The organism is Gemmatimonadaceae bacterium, from assembly GCA_019637445.1.
GTDB lineage: Bacteria > Gemmatimonadota > Gemmatimonadetes > Gemmatimonadales > Gemmatimonadaceae > Pseudogemmatithrix.
Genome location: JAHBVS010000001.1, coordinates 2,214,862 through 2,231,077 on the forward strand (window position 1 = coordinate 2,214,862; position 16,216 = coordinate 2,231,077).

Consider the following 16,216-nt stretch of genomic DNA (forward strand, 5'->3'; position numbering starts at 1 on the left):
ACCATGACCCAGCGCTCAGCGTCCTCCCAGCAGCTGCACGAGCTACTCGCAGAGTCCGAGGCGGTGCAGGCGCGCTTCGACGCGCTGGACCTGCGGGTCTCCGACACGCGCTGGTCGCAGCGTCCCGCGCCCGAGCGATGGTCGGTGGCCGAGTGCGTGGCGCACCTGAATCTCTCGTCCGAGGCGATGCTGCCGCTGTTGCACGCCGCGCTGGCAGCGGCGCGCAAGCTGCCGGCGATCGGTGCACGCCGATACTCCGGCACGATGCTGGGGCGCTTCCTGCGCCTGATGCTCGGCCCGGCGCCACGGCTCGGCCAGCGGGTCATTGGCGGGACGCGCACGCCGGCGGCTTTCGTGCCCGGCGGATCACTGCCACGGCACGAGGTGGCCGCGGCGTTCCGGCAGCACCTGCTGCACGAGCGTGAGTTGATCCGCGAGAGCGAAGGGCTCGCCATCGATCGCGCGATGATCGAGTCGCCCTTCGCGGCAGGTGCGCAGTACGATGCCTGGTCCGCCTTGCGGATCGTCGTGCGCCACGAGCTGCGCCATCTGGTACAGGCAGAACGGGCCCTCGAGACACTGGAAGGACGATGAGCGTACCCGGAAGCCTCTCGCGAAGCGTCGCCGAGTGGACGGGCCACAACAAGCTGTGGTTCAAGCCGTCCGACCCCGCGTTCGCGTGCGCCACTACCGCGCGCACGACGCTGGAAGCCGGCGGCAACTTCCTCGCGATGCGCTACGAGTGGTCGCACGCGGGCAGCGCGCACCACGGCATGATCCTGCTAGGCGAGGACGTGGCGGCCGCTCGCTGCGATGCCGCCTGGGTCGATTCCTTCCACAATGGCCAGCGCCTGATGCTGTGCACGGGACCGATCTCCACGGACGGCGTGCTGCGCGCGACGGGTGCCTATCCCGCGCCGCCCGGTCCGGACTGGGGTTGGCGGCTCGAACTCTCGGCGCCTGCGCCGGAGCAGTTGCTGCTCCGGATGTTCAACATCATGCCGGACGGGACAGAGGCGTTGGCAGTCGAAGCGTCGTACTCGCGACGTCGTTGATCGCGTCGGTCACCTCGAGGGCGGTGCGCGCCGCGCTTTCGAGCAAGGGGATGCCCGGCCCAAGATAACTGCCGCAGAACCAAAGCCGCCGGTCACGCTGCGCGTGTAGCTCGCGAACGGCGCGCGCGCCCTCCAGCGATGCCGCGTTGACCAGGGGCCGTTCGAAGCGCGCCGCGGCGCGCACGGTCTCCTCGCGCGGACTGCGCAGAGGATTCCAGGTCTGGAAGATGGCAGAGCCGCGCTTGAGCGCCGGCTGCACCTTGTTCAACCAGATGGTTGCCATCGGCCGGTCGTGTTCGCGGCTCGTGATCAGATTCACCGGCGCCCAGTGGCGGCGATCGCGCGGCGCCAGTGTCGGGTCGCTGTGCACCACGACCTCGCTGGCTTCGTAGGCAAAGCGTTCGAGTGCACTGCGCTCGCGGGCAAAGGCGGCATCGAGCAGCCCCGCGGCCTGGTTGGCCTGCGTGGCGATGACCACGTGGTCGAATCGGCGCGTGCCGCCCTCCCACTCCACGCGCACGCCGTCCGCCGCGGGTGCGATCCGGCGCACCGCCACGCCACAGATCGCCTCGGCCACGGGCTCGGTCAGTCGCTGCACAACTTCCTGCGTGCCGAGGACCACGCGGCGGACGCCGCCAAAGGTCAGCCCCCGCGTGAGGTAGTCGAGGATGACGCGTGCGGGATAGGCCCGCACGGCCGCAGCACTGCAGGTGCAGACGGCGGCGAAGGTCGGGATGAGGAATCCCTCGGAGAACACTGCGTGGAATCCGCTGCGATCTAGCCAGGCGCCCAGTGGTTCATCGCCGTCGTGCAGTGTCTTGAGGGCGGCCGGTGCCAGGCGATAGAACCGCAGCAGCTCGCGGTTGATGCGCAGCGCGGTCGCGCCGAGCGGCGTCGCGGGCAGCGGGATCGAACGCCCGCCAAGCAACCAGTTGGCGTAGCGGTAGTAGGTCGCGCCCTCGAACTCGCTGAAGGAGCCGGCGTAGTTCGTGCGTTCAAGCCTGATGCCGAGCAGGTGGTACTGCGCAATCAGCGTGGGATAGTAGCCCTCGTAGAGCACGCGCAACGGCACGTCGATCCGGTGTGTGGCGCCTTCGTGCTCGAGGTCCAGCGAATGCGCGTCCATCCCGGCCACGGCATGTCGCTCGAGCAAGGTGACGCGGTGGTGGGCACTGAGGCGCCAGGCGGCGGAGAGGCCGGCGATCCCGCCGCCCACGACGGCGATGTTCAATCCCATTCGCACGGGGCAACGCTCCGGGGACGCAAGGGTACGGAACGGAAGATACCCGCGGGCCACCGACGCGGCAGTCGTGCACCGACCGTACATTGCACGTCCCACCTGCCAGCGGGGGTGCCGACCCCTGCGTACCTCATTTGGAATGGACGCCGTCCTCGCCTTCCTGCTGAAGTACCCACCGCGCGTCTGGGAGCGCGGCACGCTCGTCTGGGGCCCGGCCATTCCGCCGTGGGCGCTGGCCGTGCTCGCCGTGGCCGGTGTCGTGGCCGCCGTTGTCGCCGCTCGCCGTCTGCGCAATGTGAGGACGCTGGACCGGGTCCTGCTGGGCGGGCTTCGCGTGGCGGCGCTGCTCATCGTCGCCGCGATGCTTGCGCGGCCCATGCTCGTCGTGAGCACAGCCGTTCCACAGCGCAACGTGCTCGCGGTGTTGCTCGACGATTCGCGTTCGATGACGCTGCGCGACCTCGGGGAGCAGACGCGGGCCGAAGCGGTGCAGGGCACCTTTGGTGACTCGGCGGCGCTGGTGCAGGCGCTTGGTGAGCGGTTCTCGCTGCGCTTCTATCGCTTCGCGGCGGATGTGCGACCTGCCGCCGGCGCGGCCTCGCTCACGGCGTCGGGCACGCGCAGCGATCTCGTCGCGGCGCTCAATGGCGCGCGCGAGGAGCTTGGCGGCCTGCCCCTGGCCGGCATCGTGCTGGTGAGCGATGGCGCCGACAATGGCGGCGCGGACATCGAACCTGCCTTGCTCGGCCTCCGGGCCCGCCGCGTGCCGGTGCATACCGTGGGTGTCGGCCTCGAGCGATTCCCGCGCGACGTCGCGATCGAGCGCCTCAACATTCCCGCGCGGCCGCTCGCCGGCGCCGCACTGCTGGCAGACGTGACGCTGCGATTGCGCGGCGTCGGTGGCGAACGGGTGACTGTGGTGGCCGAGGCCAATGGGCGCCGCGTGGGTGAGACGACGGTCACGCTGCCCTCGCGCGAGGAGATTGTCCGCGTACAGGTGGCGCTGGATCCGCTGCCGCCGGGCGTGCATCGCGTGGCCGTAAAGGTCTCCGAACTGCCGCGCGAGACGGTGGCCCAGAACAATGAGGCGCAGGGTGTGGTGCAGGTGCGCGGCGGTCCAGATCGCATCCTCTATATAGAAGGGGAGCCGCGGCCCGAATTGGCGTTCATGCGGCGCGCACTCTCTGGGGACAGCGCCGTCGAACTTGTCACGCTGCTGCGCAGTGCGGAGCGGAAGTTCCTTCGGCTGGGTGTGCGCGATTCGTTGGAGCTGGCGGGCGGCTTTCCGACGACGCGGGAGGAGCTCTTCCGCTTCCGCGGCATCATTCTCGGCAGCATCGAGGCCGCGTTCTTCACGGCGGACCAGCTGCGGATGCTGGGCGATTTCGTGAGCCAACGTGGCGGTGGCCTGCTGGCACTTGGTGGACGCAACGCGTTCGCCGAGGGCGGTTTCCGCGGGACGCCGGTGGCGGAGGTGCTGCCGATTGCGCTCGATCGGGCAACACTGGGCGACGATGCGCCGGCCACTGAGCATCGCCTGCGCCCGACCGTGGCCGGGCGCACACAGTCGTTCCTGCGGCTCGGCGCCTCGGACACTGCGTCGGCGCAGCGATGGGACTCGTTGCCCCCGCTCACCGTGGTCAATGGACTCGGGTCGCTGCGACCGGGCGCGACAGCGCTGCTCACGGGCCGTCGCGAAGGCAGCATCGATGATGTGCCCTTGCTGGCATCCCAGCGATTCGGTCGTGGGACGGCCTATGTGTTTGGCGTGCAGGACGCCTGGCTCTGGCGTATGCACGTGGACATGCCGGTGGATGACCGCACGCTCGAGACGTTCTGGCGGCAGTTGATCCGCACGGTGTCCGAGGAGTCGTCGGATCGGCTCGAGGTGGCGGCGGTGCCCGCCATCGCCGCGCCCGGTGAACCGATGACGCTGCGTGCGCGCCTGGCCGACGAGCAGTTCGCCGACGTGAACGACGCGGCTGTCGAGGTCACGGTGCAAGCGCCGGATGGGCAGGTTCGCACGGTGCCGCTCGAGTGGACGCTGGGTCGCGACGGTGTGTACGAGGGCCAGTTCGTTCCCGAGGTGGCGGGGCTGCACACGCTGAACGCGGAGGCGCGTCGCGGGCGCGATACGACACGCGCGGTGGAGTCCGCGCTGCTGGCCGATGACACGGCGGCGGACGTGGAGCAGGCGGAACTGCGCACGCCGTTCCTGCGTCGCATCGCTGAGCAGACGGGGGCGCGCTACTACCCGCTGGCCGAGGCCGGCCGCCTCGCCGAGGACGTGATGTACACGGAGGCCGGCGTGACGATGCGGGAGTCGTTGGACCTCTGGGACATGCCGCTGCTGTTCCTGCTGCTGACGGCGCTGCTCGGGGCCGAGTGGGCTCGGCGCCGTGCACGGGGATTGGCGTGAGGCGCGCGCGGGCGATCGCACGGGGGCGCACCGCAGCGTTGGCGGCGGCGCTTGCTCTGGCTACCCTGGCGGCGCCCGCGGGCACCCTGCAGGCCCAGCAAACGCACGTGTTGCTCGTCACTGGGCTGACCGGCGAACCGCGATTCGCCAACACCTTCGAGACCGCTGCCGCCGCAGTCTTCGACGCGGCGCGCACGCAGTGGAAGGTCGCCGACTCGAGCCTCATCTGGCTGGGCGAGGATCCCGCGCGCGACCGCGCGCGCATCCGTGGCCGCGCGACGAAGGAAGGCATCGCCGAGGCGATCTTGGCGCTCTCGCAGCGTGTGGCGAGCGGCGACCGTGTGTTGGTGTTGTTGATTGGGCACGGCAGCGGAGAGCGCGAAGGCGCGCGGGTGAACGTGCCGGGGCCCGATCCCACGGCGGCCGACTACCGCGCCTGGCTTTCTGGTTTTGCGAACCAGCAGGTCGTGTTCGTGAACGCCTCCAGTGCCAGCGGCGATTTCGTCGAGGTACTGCGCGGCGAGGGCCGAGTGGTCGTGACCGCCACACGCAGCGCCTACGAGCGCAACGAGAGCATCTTCGCCGAGCATTTCGCACGCGGCCTCGGCACCGGGGCCGCCGACGCGGACAAGGACGGGCGCGTCTCGGTGCTTGAGGCCTTGGCGTTTGCGGACACGGAAGTGGATCGGCAGTACGAGACAGCAGGGACGCTGCGCTCAGAGCATCCGTTGGTCAGCGACTCCACGTTGGCGGCACGCGTGAGCTTCGGGCCGCCGGCGGTTGGGGCCGACAACCCACGTGTGCGCGCGCTGGTTGCGCAGCGCGCGGAGCTTGAGCAAGCGGTGGCGCAGCTACGCGCGCGGAAGGACCAGATGGAGGCGCCGGCATACGAAGCAGAGCTCGAGCGGCTGCTCCTCGAGATCGCCGAGAAGAATGCGGAGATCCGCGCAGCAGGGGGGCGGCCATGAGACTGCGCGTGTTCTGCGTGATCGCACAGTTCGCCGCCACGAGCCTGGCCGCACAAGCGGCCGCGGCGCCGCCGCGCGGCAGCGAACTGGCGACCCGCGTTGACGCCGCCGAGGCGGCGTTCCGGCGCGGCGAGCGCGATGAGCCGCGGCGCGAGGCACTGACGGTTGTCGCGGCGTACGAGCGAAACAACACGCGCAGCGCCGCCGACCACGATGCCGCCGGCCGCGCCTACCTGCTCGCGGCGCACGGCGCCGCCGTGCGCACGGGCGCGCGCCAGCCGGCGGAGTTGGTGCGCAGCGCGCTGCGAGCCTTCGATGCCGCGATCGCCGCCGATCCCGCCTGGGTTGAGCCGCAGCTGCGCGCCGCAGATCTCTTCCTGGAGCGGTACAACGCACCGGATGCGGCGGCCGGCTATCAGGCGGTGCTCGAACGCTGGCCTGACCAACCGCGCGCGCTGCTCGGCCTCGCGCGCGTGGCCGATTTCTCGGGAGAAGGCTCTCCCTTCGAGATGGCCAGCCGCGCCGCGACGCTGGACCCAAGGCTCGGGGCCGCGCACACGCTGCTCGCGCGCCTTTGGCTCGACGTCGAGCGTCCCGACTCCGCGCGCGCGGCCGCACGCCGCGCCGTCGCGGCGGATCCGACAAGTCTTGAGGCCTGGGGCGTGATCGCTGCGGTGGCCTGGCTCGCTGGCGACTCCAGCAACTTCGCGGGCGCCCAGGCGTCGGCGGAACGCGTGTCGTCGCGTCCCACGGCGTTTTGGGTGATGCTCTCCGAGGCCGCGTCGCGCCAGCGTCGCTACCTGTCCGCGGAGGGGTTTGCCGCGCGCGCCGTTGCTCTGGACTCTGTGGACGTGGACGCACTTGGCGCGCTGGGCACGAACCAGCTCCGTCGCGGCGATATCGCAGGCGGGCGGCGTGTGCTGGAGCGCGCCTTTGCGCTGGATCCCTTTCATCTCTGGCACAAGAACACGCTCGACCTGCTCGACCACATGGCGACGTTCCGCAGCGAACGTCGCGGACGTTTCGAGTTTGTCGGACCCGAGCGCGAGCTTGGCGTGCTGGTGCCGTATTTGTCGCCGCTGTTGGAGGAGGCGTACGACTCGCTCGCGGCGCGTTACGGGTATCGGCCGGCAACGCCCATTCGGCTCGAGATCTTCGACCGCGCGGCTGATTTCTCCGTGCGTACGGTAGGGCTCACCGGTCTGGGTGCCCTGGGTGTGAGCTTCGGCACGACGCTGGCGATGGACGCTCCCTCCGCGCGCGCGCAGGGGACCTTTAACTGGGGCTCCACGGCCTGGCACGAGTTGGCGCACACCTTCACGCTCGGGCTCAGCGGGCATCGTGTGCCGCGCTGGTTCTCGGAGGGCGCATCCGTCGTCGAGGAGCGTCGTGCGCGCGAGGGTTGGGGTGCGACGCCGACGCCCGACTTCCTCTCGGCGTGGCGGGCCGAACGCCTTCGGCCCGTGAGCGGCATTGGCGACGGTTTTCTGCGGCCGCGCGATCCCGGCGAGCTGGGGCGCTCGTATTACCAGGCCTCACTCGTGGTCGAGATGATCGAGACGGAGTGGGGCACGCCGGCGCTGGGTCGGATGCTGCGGGAGTGGGCCACGGGAGCGAGCACGGCGCAGGTGTTCCAGCGTGTGCTTGGGCTGGACGAGCCGGCGTTCGATGCGCGTTTCAAGACGTACCTGGACACAAAGATGCGCGCCGTAAACCCGCGGGCACTCTCGCGTGGCGACGCCGACATCGAGGAACTGACGGCGCTGGCGCAGGCTGCCGCCGCGCGCGGCGTGGCGGCGGCGGAGGTCACTGCGCTTGAGCGCGTCATCTTTGTCTGGCCCTACGATGTCGACGCACACGCACAGCTGGCGCAGGCAGCCGTGCGCGCGGGTCTGCCGGACCTCTCCCTCCGCGAACGGCGGGTGATCGTGGCGCTGCGCCCGGCCGACCTGCTGGAGGCGCGATATCAGCTTGCCGTGGCGTTGCGCGAGGCCGGTGATCCCGCGGGCGCACGGCGCGAAGTGCTGGCGGTGCTGGAGCAGGCGCCGAGCTTCGACAAGGCGCTGCAGCTGCTGGTCGAGCTTCGGCGGACACCGGAGGCCAGATGAGACCGGATCGCCGCGCCATGCTGCTCGTGACGGTCGTTGCCGGCCTGTTGGCGATGCCGCGCACGGACGCCGACGCCCAGGGCCGTGGCCGCGGACGCGATCGCGTGAGCGCCGAGGACCTGCCACCGAACGTGCCATACGACGGCCGCTGGACCTTCGCGCGCATCCGGTATTCGATGTCCATCGATGCATTTGGCGGGCGCCGCGGCCGTGATGTCCCCTGGGCGCACGACTACCCGCGCGGCGAGCGCAACTTCTCCAAGATCCTCGGGGAAATCAGCACGGTGCGTGTTCGCATGGCGGAGAGCGTAGTGATCTCGCTCAACGACCCGGAGCTCTTCAAGTATCCCGTCGCCTACATGGCCGAGGCCGGCTACTGGAGCCCGAACGAGGCGGAGACCGCTGGCCTGCGCGCCTATCTGCTCAAGGGAGGCTTCGTCATCTTCGACGACTTCGCGGGTCAGGCCTGGAACAACTTCGAACGGCAGCTCCGCCGCGTGATGCCCGAATTGCGGCTCATCCGACTCACGGCTGAGCATCCAATCTTCGACTCGTTCTTCAAGATCCCATCGCTGGACTATGACCATCCGTACTACGGGGTGAAGGCCGAGTTCTGGGCCCTGTTCGAGGACAATGACCCGCGCAAGCGGATGTTGGTCATCGCGAACTACAACAATGACCTCTCGGAGTACTGGGAGTACTCGGGCGAGGGGATGTTCCCGATCGACCTGTCCAACGAATCGTACAAGCTGGGCATCAACTACATCGTCTACGCACTGACGCGCTGAGCACCGCACCAAACCCATCCACGGGGAGAGACGTGACCGAGACCACCGCATCCACTTCGCTCGACGCCCTCGACGACGGCCAGTTGGCCGACCGCCTGCATGCCGCCTCTGGGCAGATCGCCAGCGAGTTGCGCAAGGTGATCGTGGGGCAGGACGCCGTGGTGGAGCAGGCGCTGATCGCGCTCTTCGCCGGCGGCAACTGCCTGCTGGTCGGCGTGCCCGGCCTGGCCAAGACGCTGCTCATCTCGACGCTGGCGCAGGCGTTGGATCTCTCCTTCTCGCGCATCCAGTTCACGCCGGACCTGATGCCCTCCGACGTCACGGGCACGGACGTGATCCAGGACGATCCGGCCACGGGGCAGCGGCGACTCGCGTTCATGCGCGGCCCGGTGTTCGCCAACGTGCTGCTGGCCGACGAAATCAATCGCACGCCGCCCAAGACGCAGTCCGCGCTGCTGGAGGCGATGCAGGAGAAGCGCGTGACGGTGCAAGGGCGCACCTACACGCTGGAGCCGCCGTTCTTTGTCTTCGCGACGCAGAATCCGATTGAGCTCGAGGGCACGTATCCGCTGCCCGAGGCGCAGCTCGATCGCTTCATGCTCGAGGTGCTGCTGGATTATCTGCCCGAAGAGGATGAGGTCGCGGTGGTGAAGGGCACAACCGGCCTACCGGGCTCCGCCGTGCAACCCGTGGTCTCGCGCGACGAGATCCTCGCGTACCAGCGCGTGGTGCGTCGCGTGCCGGTGTCCGATCCCGTCACGCGCTACGCCGTGGCGATTACACGGGCTACGCGCCCGAATGGCGCGACCGCCGTGGCCGACGTGACTAAGTGGCTCTCGTACGGCGCCTCCGTGCGCGCCGCGCAGTCGTTGGTGCTGGGGGCGAAGGCGCGTGCGCTGCTGCAGGGCCGCAGCCACGCCACCTACGAGGACGTCGCCGCGTTGGCGCGTCCCGTGCTGCGGCACCGATTGATCCTCAACTTCCAGGCACAGTCCGAGAAGGTCACGGCCGATGCGCTGATCGACCGGCTCGTGAACGCCGTGCCGAAGCCGGCGTCCAAGCTCTAGGATCCGATGACCGCCGTCGCGCCGACCACCCTGCTCGATCCCGCGCTGCTGGCGCGGATCGCCGACCTGCCGCTGCTCGCGCGGACGGTCGTCGACGGCTTCCTGCACGGCCTGCATCGCTCGGCGCGCAAAGGGCTCTCGCTGGATTTCGCCGAGCACCGGGCATATCAGCCCGGCGATGACCTGCGGCGCATCGATTGGAAGGCCTACGCGCGCACCGACCGTTTCTATGTAAAGGAGTACGACGCGGACACGAACGCCGGCGTGGTGTTTGCGCTCGACTGCTCCGGCAGTCTCGACTATGCCGGCAGCGGCGTGCACAAGTTCACCTACGGGCGCATGCTCGTCGCCGCGCTTACGTGGTTGGCGCAGCGGCAGGGCGACCGCGTCGGCCTTGCACTGTTCGCTGACGGCCTGAAGGAGATGGTCCCGCCGTCCACGCGACACCTGCAGCTGGTGATGCACGCGCTGGGCCGCGCGACCGCTGCGGGCGAGGGCACGATCCCGCGCTGCATCGATCGTGTGGCGGACCTCGCGACTCGCGCGGGCATCATCGTGCTGGTGTCGGATCTGTACGATGACCCCCAGGCCATCGGGCGCTCGGTGGACACGCTGCGTGCACGCGGCCACGACGTGATGGTGTTCCACTTGGTGGACCCTGCGGAGGAGGAGTTTCCATACGATGCGCCGCTGGTGTTCGAGGATGGCGAACGTGACATCCGCCTTCCGTTGCGGCCCGAGGAGGCGCGCGAGCGCTATCTCGGACTGTGGCGTGAGCACGTCGAGGCACTGGAGAAGCGCATGAAGGCTGCCGGTGCCGACTACATCCGCCTGCGCACTAACGAGCCGCTGGACCGCGCGCTGCACACCTACCTCGACCACCGGCTCTCGACGGGGCGGGTGCGCTAGTGGGCTTTCTCGTACCGGCATTCCTCGCAGGGCTCGTCGCAGTCGGCGTGCCCGTGCTGATGCATCTCCGCGACCGGAACGAGGAGACGCCGACCCGCTTCCCGTCGTTGATGTTCCTCGTGCGGCTGCCAATCCGGACGTCTGATCGTCGACGCATCACGGACTGGCCGCTCCTGTTGTTGCGCGCCGCGGCGGTTGCGCTGCTTGTCGCCGCATTCGCGCGCCCCTACTTCGGTCGCGTCAGCGCGGTTGATCCCGGCGCGCGCACGCGCGCCGTCGTGCTGGTACTCGACCGTTCACTCTCGATGTCGCACGGCTCCACTTGGGCGGCAGCCTTGGACTCGGCGCGCGCGGTGCTGGACGGGTTGCGCGCGGGCGACCACGTCGCGCTGGTGACCTTTGATGACGAAGCGTCGGTGGCGCAGGGCTGGACGACGGACCATGGCAGCCTACGCGCCGTACTAGACGCAATCACGCCCGGACCACGCGGCACCCGGATGGGTGCCGCGTTACGCGCTGCGCGCGGGCTGCTGAGCACGGCGCCGCCCGCCGCGCCCGAGGTGGTCCTGGTAAGTGACCTGCAACGTTCGGGTCTGGCTGGCACCGCGGGGCTCGAGTGGCCGCAGGATGCGCCGTTGCGCACTGTTGTCGTCGCCGCCGCGCGCCGTCCAAACGTGGCAATCTCCGACGTCGAGGCGCGTCGCGTGTCCTCGGACGGTCGCGCGTCGCTGCAGGTGCAGGCGCGACTGGTCGCGCACGAACTCGATGCCTCGCGCGCGCTGCGCGCGACCCTCGTGCTGGGCGGACGCGAAGTTGCCACGCGCGAGTTGACCCTGGCCGCCGGCGGAGAGCGCGGCGTCGTGTTCGATCCGGTACCCGCGCCGGCGGGCCTGGTCCGTGGCGAAGTCCGACTCACCGCCGACGAGTTGCCCGGCGATGATCGCTTCGCCTTCACCGTCGCCGCCGAGGACGCCATCCGCGTGGTGGCGCTGCTGCCGGGCAACCTGGACCGCGACGAACTGTTGTTCTTCGAGCGTGCATTGTCGATCGGCCGTTCGCCCGAAGTTCGCGTCGAGCGGCGCAATGCTGCCCTCGACGCCGCAACCTTGGACCGCGCGGCGATGGTCGTGCTCTGGGATGTGCCCGCACCTGGCGACGAGGCCCTGGCCAACTGGGTCCGCGCGGGAGGCGGACTCGTGCACTACGTCGGAGGCCGTGTCGCGGCACGTCGCGCGGCGTTGGCGTTCGGCGCTGCGACTGCGGTTGGCCTTGCCGACCGCCGCGCTGCCGGTGGAGGCGTGCTCGGTGAGCATCGCGGCGACCACCCGCTCTTCACTCCGTTCCGCACGACGCCAGCCGCACTCGGCGCGCCGCGCTTCTGGAGCTACGCACGCTTGGAACCGGCCGCCGGCAGCGATGTCCTGGCCCGCTTCGATGATGGCGCCGCCGCCGTGCTCGAACGCGCGGAGGGCGAGGGCCGCGTGATCGTGAGCGCCCTGCCACTCGATGCGCGCGAGGCCGACTTGGTGCTGCAGCCCGCCTTCCTGCCGCTGGTACGGCGATTGGCGTTGTACGGATCCGGACACGAAGGCGCGCCTGCCGCGCGTCGGACCGGGGAAGCCTGGGTCCCGCGCGGCGTCCGCCGCTCACCCGTGGTCGTGGCGCCGGACGGCGCGCTGATCCGGCCCGAGGATGGTGCCGCGTCCGTGATGCTCGAGCAGCCCGGCATCTATGCCGCCTACGAAGGGCGCGTCGATGGTGCGCCGCGCGCCATCGTCGCGGCAAATGCGCCCGCCGAAGAGTCGGATCTGACACAGGCTGACCCGCGCGAGTTGCTGTTGGGCGCCAGCGAGGGTAGTGCCGTGGGGGTGGCCGAGTCTGCGCAGGCGGCCGCCCTGGAGTTGGAGACTCGCCAGCGCGGCTGGCGCCTGCTCCTGTTGGGAGCCTTGCTCTGCCTCTTGGCGGAGACCTGGCTCAGCAGTCGGGGCTGGCGCGCGCAGGCGAGACGTGCGAGCATCGAACAGTTGCAGGGGGAGGTCACGTGACATCGGTACAGGCACTGGACGGGCTGCTCGCACAGTTGCGGCGGCAACGGAATCGACGGCTCGCGCTGGAAGGCGCGGGTGCCGTGCTCATCGCGGTGATCGCGGCGCTTGCCGTTGGCGCGCTGATCACGCGGACGATGGGCATCACGGGGCCGGCGGTGCTGGCGACGCGCGTGGCCGGCTACCTCGTCGTCATCGTGGCCTCGTACTGGTTCCTCGTGCGGCCGCTGCTGCGGCGCGCGTCGGACGCCGAGTTTGCGCTCTACGTGGAGCGGCACGCCCCGGAGCTGCGGCAGGCGTTGGTGACGGCGGTCGAGCAGCGGCACGACATCGGCGGTTCGGAGGCGCTGGCACGACGCGTCATTGATGGCGCGGTGCAACAGCTTCGCCCGATGGCGGCGGCGCGTCGCGTGGAGGCGCCGCGGGAGAAGCGCGCGATGCAGCTGCTGGCCGGAGCCGCGGCCGTGTTGCTTGCGGCCCTGCTGTTCGGGCCAGGCGGCCTACGCGATGCGGGGCGCGTGCTGTTCGCCCCGTGGAGCATTGCCGTGGCGGCGACGCCGCCTGCGCCGCTGGTGTCGGTGGACCCCGGTGATGTCACCGTGCCGCGTGGTGGAGCCCTCGATGTTCGCGCCGCGCTACAGCACTTCAGCGCCGATGGCGCCGAGCTCGTGTTCCGAGCCGACAGTGCCGCCGAGTGGGTGCGCCTGCCGATGGGCCGCGACGCCGATGCCTTCACGAGTCGGCTCTTCGATATTGTCGCCCCGACCGAGTACTACGTGGAGGCCGCAGGGGTGCGCTCGCGCACGCACCGCATCCGCGTGAGCGACCTGCCGGCGGTGGAGCGCCTGGGGGTGGAACTGCGCTATCCGGCGTACACGGGGCTTGAGCCCGAGTCGATCGAGGACGGCGGCGACATCGCCGCGGTGCGCGGCACGACGGCCATCATCCGACCCGCCGTCACTCGGCCGGTGCGTGAGGGCACGCTGACCTTCGACGACGGCACGACGGTGCCACTCACGCTCGGCGCCGACGGCCAGTTGAGTGGCTCCTTCCGCGTGCAGCGCAGTGGGTTCTATCGCGTCGACCTCGTGTCTGAGGACGGGCGCCGCGTGAGTGGAGGAATCCAGTATGCCGTGGAGGCGTTGGAGGACCGGCCTCCGGGTGTGCGCATCGAGACGCCGGGCCGCGACACCAAGGTCGGCCCGTTTGATGAGATCACGATCGAGGCGGTTGCGTCGGACGATTATGGCGTGCGCGGCATCGAGTTGCGCTATGCCGTGAATGGCGGTCCGGAGCAGAGCGTGACCATCCGTGCGGCCAACAGCGCGCCGCGGATGGAAGCACAAGGCGCGCACACGTTGTTGCTCGAGGAGATCAACCTCAAGCCCGGGGACCTCGTCGCCTACTATGCGGCGGCCACCGACGGCACGGGGCAGTCAGCGCAGAGCGACATCTATTTCATGGAAGTACGGCCCTTCACAAGGAATTACCGGCAGGCGGAGTCCGGCGGTGCCGGAGAGGGAGGGCAGGGCGGCGAGGCGCAGTCGGCGGGCGATTTCGTGCGGCGGCAGCGTGACATTGTTGCCGGCACCTACAACGTGATGCGCGACAGCGCGCGCACCGAGGAGCGCCGCCGCAGCGAGGACGCGACCACGCTGGCGATTGCCCAAGGTGGACTGCGCGAAGAAGTCTCGACGCTGGTGACCCAGATGGTGGGACGCGGCGTGGCTGGATCCGACTCGACGATGGCATCGATCGCCGCGGCGCTCGACTCCGCCGTGACGGCCATGCGCTCGGCAGAGGAACAGCTGGGCCGCCGGAATCCGCGCGAGGCGCTGCCGCACGAGCAGCGCGCCTTGGCCTTGGTGCAGCGCGCCGACGCGGCGTATCGCGATGTGCAGTTGCAGCAGCAACAGCAGGGCGGCGGCGGTGGTGGCGGCGGCGGTGAACAGCCGAACGCCGAGGATCTTGCCGACCTGTTCGAGCTGGAGACGGACCGGATGCGCAACCAGTACGAGTCCGTGCAGCAAGGCGCCAGCGGTGAGGAAGCCTCGCGCGCGCGCGAGGTGGACGAGACGCTGGAGCGCCTGCGCCAGTTGGCCAGCCGGCAGCAGCAGGAGAACGAGCGGATGCAACGCCAGGCAGAGGCGATGCGCGACCGCATGAATCGCTCGGCGTCCGGCGGTGGTGGGGGTTCGCAGCGTGACCTGGCACGCGAGGCAGAGGAGGAGGCGCGTCGCCTCGAGCGCTTGTCGCGTGAGCGGCAAGATCCGCAGTTGGCCGAGGCCGCGCGGCAGATGCAGCAGGCCGCCGACGCAATGCGTCAGGCGGCGACGGGCTCCGAGGCCCAGGGCCAACAGGCGTTGGAGCAGTTGGAGCGTGCCGCGCGGCGGCTTGAGGACGCGCGCAGCCAAGGTCTGGCCGATGGCGTGCGCGAGCTGGCGGACCGCGCCGAGGATATCGAGCGTCGCCAGGAACAGGTAGCGGAAGGCGTGTCGCGCGCGCAGCGCGAGTCGGGGCAGCAGCGCGCACAATCGCTGGATCGCTTGAATCGTGAGAAGCAGGAACTGGCCCAGGACGTGGAGCGTCTCGAGGCCGATGCGGATCGGATGTCACGCGAGGCGCGGCGCGACCAGCCCGAAGCGGCGAGCCAACTGCGCGAAGGGGCTGACGTGATTCGCGATCAGCGCATTCGCGACAAGATCCAGTTCTCGCGCAGCGTGATGCGCAGTGGATCGCCTGAGTATGCGAACGCGTTTGAGGATCAGATCGGGCAGGACCTTGAACGGATGCGGGAGAGTCTGCAGGGCGCGGAGCGCGCATTGCGTGGCGAGTCAGCCGCACGGCAACAGGAGCGCGCGCGGGAATCGGCGCGTGCGCTGGTGCAAGGTGTGGAGTCGCTGCAGGAGCGGATGCAGCAGGCGCGCGAGGGCGGCGCGCAAGGCGAACAGCAAGGTGAGCAGGGCCAGCAGGGCCAGCAGGGCCAGCAGGGCCAGCAGGGCCAGCAGGGCCAGCAGGGGCAGCAGGGGCAGCGGGGCCAGCAGGGCCAGCAGGGCCAGCAGGGCCAGCAGGGGCAGCAGGGGCAGCAAGGGCAGCAAGGGCAGCAGGGCCAGCAGGGTGGCCAGCAAGGCGGCCAGCAAGGCGGCCAGCAAGGCGGCGGCCAGCAGCGCGGAGCCGACGGTCAGCGCGCAATCGCTGGCGGCACGCCAGGCAATCTCTCCTCCGGCGACGCGCGTCAGTTCTCCCGAGAGTTCGGGCTTCGCCGACAGGCGGCCGAGCAGTTGCGCGACTTGGCGCGCGAGCAAGGCGTCGACGTAACCGAACTCGACCGCGCGATTCGCGACCTCAGGCAGTTGGAGTCGGCTCGCAGCATCTCCGATGCACGGGCCAGCGAGCGGCTGCAGGCCGACGTGCTCGAGCGCCTCAAGTCCTTCGAGCTCTCGCTGAACCGCCAGTTGTCGCCGCAGTCGGGGTCGCGCAATGCGCTGGGGGCCCGTTCACCCGTGCCGAGCGAGTATCGCGCCGAGGTGGAGGAGTACTACCGTTCCTTGGCGCGTCCGGGCACGGAACGACCCCCGGCTCCGCGTCCTGACACCCGGACCCCGCCTCGCCCGTAG

11 protein-coding genes are annotated in these 16,216 nt (G+C 70.0%); 10 read left to right on the top strand and 1 reads right to left on the bottom strand.

What is annotated here, in order from left to right:
* Positions 1–3: 3 nt before the first annotated feature.
* Positions 4–594: a DinB family protein gene (locus KF709_09895; GenBank protein ID MBX3174714.1), complete on the top strand. Its 591-nt coding sequence runs from the start codon at positions 4–6 to the stop codon at positions 592–594.
* Positions 591–1,055 carry a DUF1579 family protein gene (locus KF709_09900; protein MBX3174715.1) on the top strand — a complete coding sequence of 155 codons (465 nt, stop codon included), beginning with the start codon at positions 591–593 and terminating at the stop codon, positions 1,053–1,055. The genes KF709_09895 and KF709_09900 overlap by 4 nt, the downstream gene beginning before the upstream one ends.
* On the opposite strand, the gene KF709_09905 is transcribed toward KF709_09900, so the two are convergent.
* Entirely contained in the window at positions 997–2,298 is a 1,302-nt protein-coding gene (locus KF709_09905; GenBank protein MBX3174716.1) for an FAD-dependent oxidoreductase, read from the bottom strand. The genes KF709_09900 and KF709_09905 overlap by 59 nt on opposite strands.
* A 136-nt stretch (positions 2,299–2,434) precedes the next feature.
* Between KF709_09905 and KF709_09910 the strand changes: the two genes are divergently transcribed.
* Genes KF709_09910 through KF709_09945 form a run of 8 tightly spaced genes read left to right on the top strand, consistent with a single transcriptional unit; the run spans position 2,435 to position 16,216 of the window.
* Positions 2,435–4,714, top strand: a complete 2,280-nt coding sequence (locus KF709_09910; GenBank protein ID MBX3174717.1) for a hypothetical protein — start codon at positions 2,435–2,437, stop codon at positions 4,712–4,714.
* A complete protein-coding gene (locus KF709_09915; protein MBX3174718.1) occupies positions 4,711–5,682 on the top strand; it encodes a hypothetical protein in 972 nt (323 codons plus the stop codon). Before KF709_09910 ends, KF709_09915 begins: the two co-directional genes overlap by 4 nt.
* On the top strand, positions 5,679–7,790 hold the full coding sequence (locus KF709_09920) for a hypothetical protein (GenBank protein ID MBX3174719.1): 2,112 nt from the start codon (positions 5,679–5,681) through the stop codon (positions 7,788–7,790). Before KF709_09915 ends, KF709_09920 begins: the two co-directional genes overlap by 4 nt.
* On the top strand, positions 7,787–8,578 hold the full coding sequence (locus KF709_09925; GenBank protein ID MBX3174720.1) for a DUF4159 domain-containing protein: 792 nt from the start codon (positions 7,787–7,789) through the stop codon (positions 8,576–8,578). The genes KF709_09920 and KF709_09925 overlap by 4 nt, the downstream gene beginning before the upstream one ends.
* Before the next feature lie 32 nt (positions 8,579–8,610).
* Entirely contained in the window at positions 8,611–9,645 is a 1,035-nt protein-coding gene (locus KF709_09930) for a MoxR family ATPase (GenBank protein MBX3174721.1), read from the top strand.
* A gap of 6 nt (positions 9,646–9,651) precedes the next feature.
* A complete protein-coding gene (locus KF709_09935; GenBank protein MBX3174722.1) occupies positions 9,652–10,554 on the top strand; it encodes a DUF58 domain-containing protein in 903 nt (300 codons plus the stop codon).
* Entirely contained in the window at positions 10,554–12,599 is a 2,046-nt protein-coding gene (locus KF709_09940; GenBank protein MBX3174723.1) for a VWA domain-containing protein, read from the top strand. Before KF709_09935 ends, KF709_09940 begins: the two co-directional genes overlap by 1 nt.
* Positions 12,596–16,216 carry a hypothetical protein gene (locus KF709_09945; GenBank protein ID MBX3174724.1) on the top strand — a complete coding sequence of 1,207 codons (3,621 nt, stop codon included), beginning with the start codon at positions 12,596–12,598 and terminating at the stop codon, positions 16,214–16,216. The genes KF709_09940 and KF709_09945 overlap by 4 nt, the downstream gene beginning before the upstream one ends.

Excerpts from the sequence above, each read along its gene's own strand:
- KF709_09925 (MBX3174720.1), top strand. The coding sequence starts at position 7,787 with ATGAGACCGGATCGCCGCGCCATGCTGCTCGTGACGGTCGTTGCCGGC.
- KF709_09935 (MBX3174722.1), top strand. The coding sequence starts at position 9,652 with ATGACCGCCGTCGCGCCGACCACCCTGCTCGATCCCGCGCTGCTGGCG.
- KF709_09920 (MBX3174719.1), top strand. The coding sequence starts at position 5,679 with ATGAGACTGCGCGTGTTCTGCGTGATCGCACAGTTCGCCGCCACGAGC.
- KF709_09900 (MBX3174715.1), top strand. The coding sequence starts at position 591 with ATGAGCGTACCCGGAAGCCTCTCGCGAAGCGTCGCCGAGTGGACGGGC.
- KF709_09910 (MBX3174717.1), top strand. The coding sequence starts at position 2,435 with ATGGACGCCGTCCTCGCCTTCCTGCTGAAGTACCCACCGCGCGTCTGG.
- KF709_09895 (MBX3174714.1), top strand. The coding sequence starts at position 4 with ATGACCCAGCGCTCAGCGTCCTCCCAGCAGCTGCACGAGCTACTCGCA.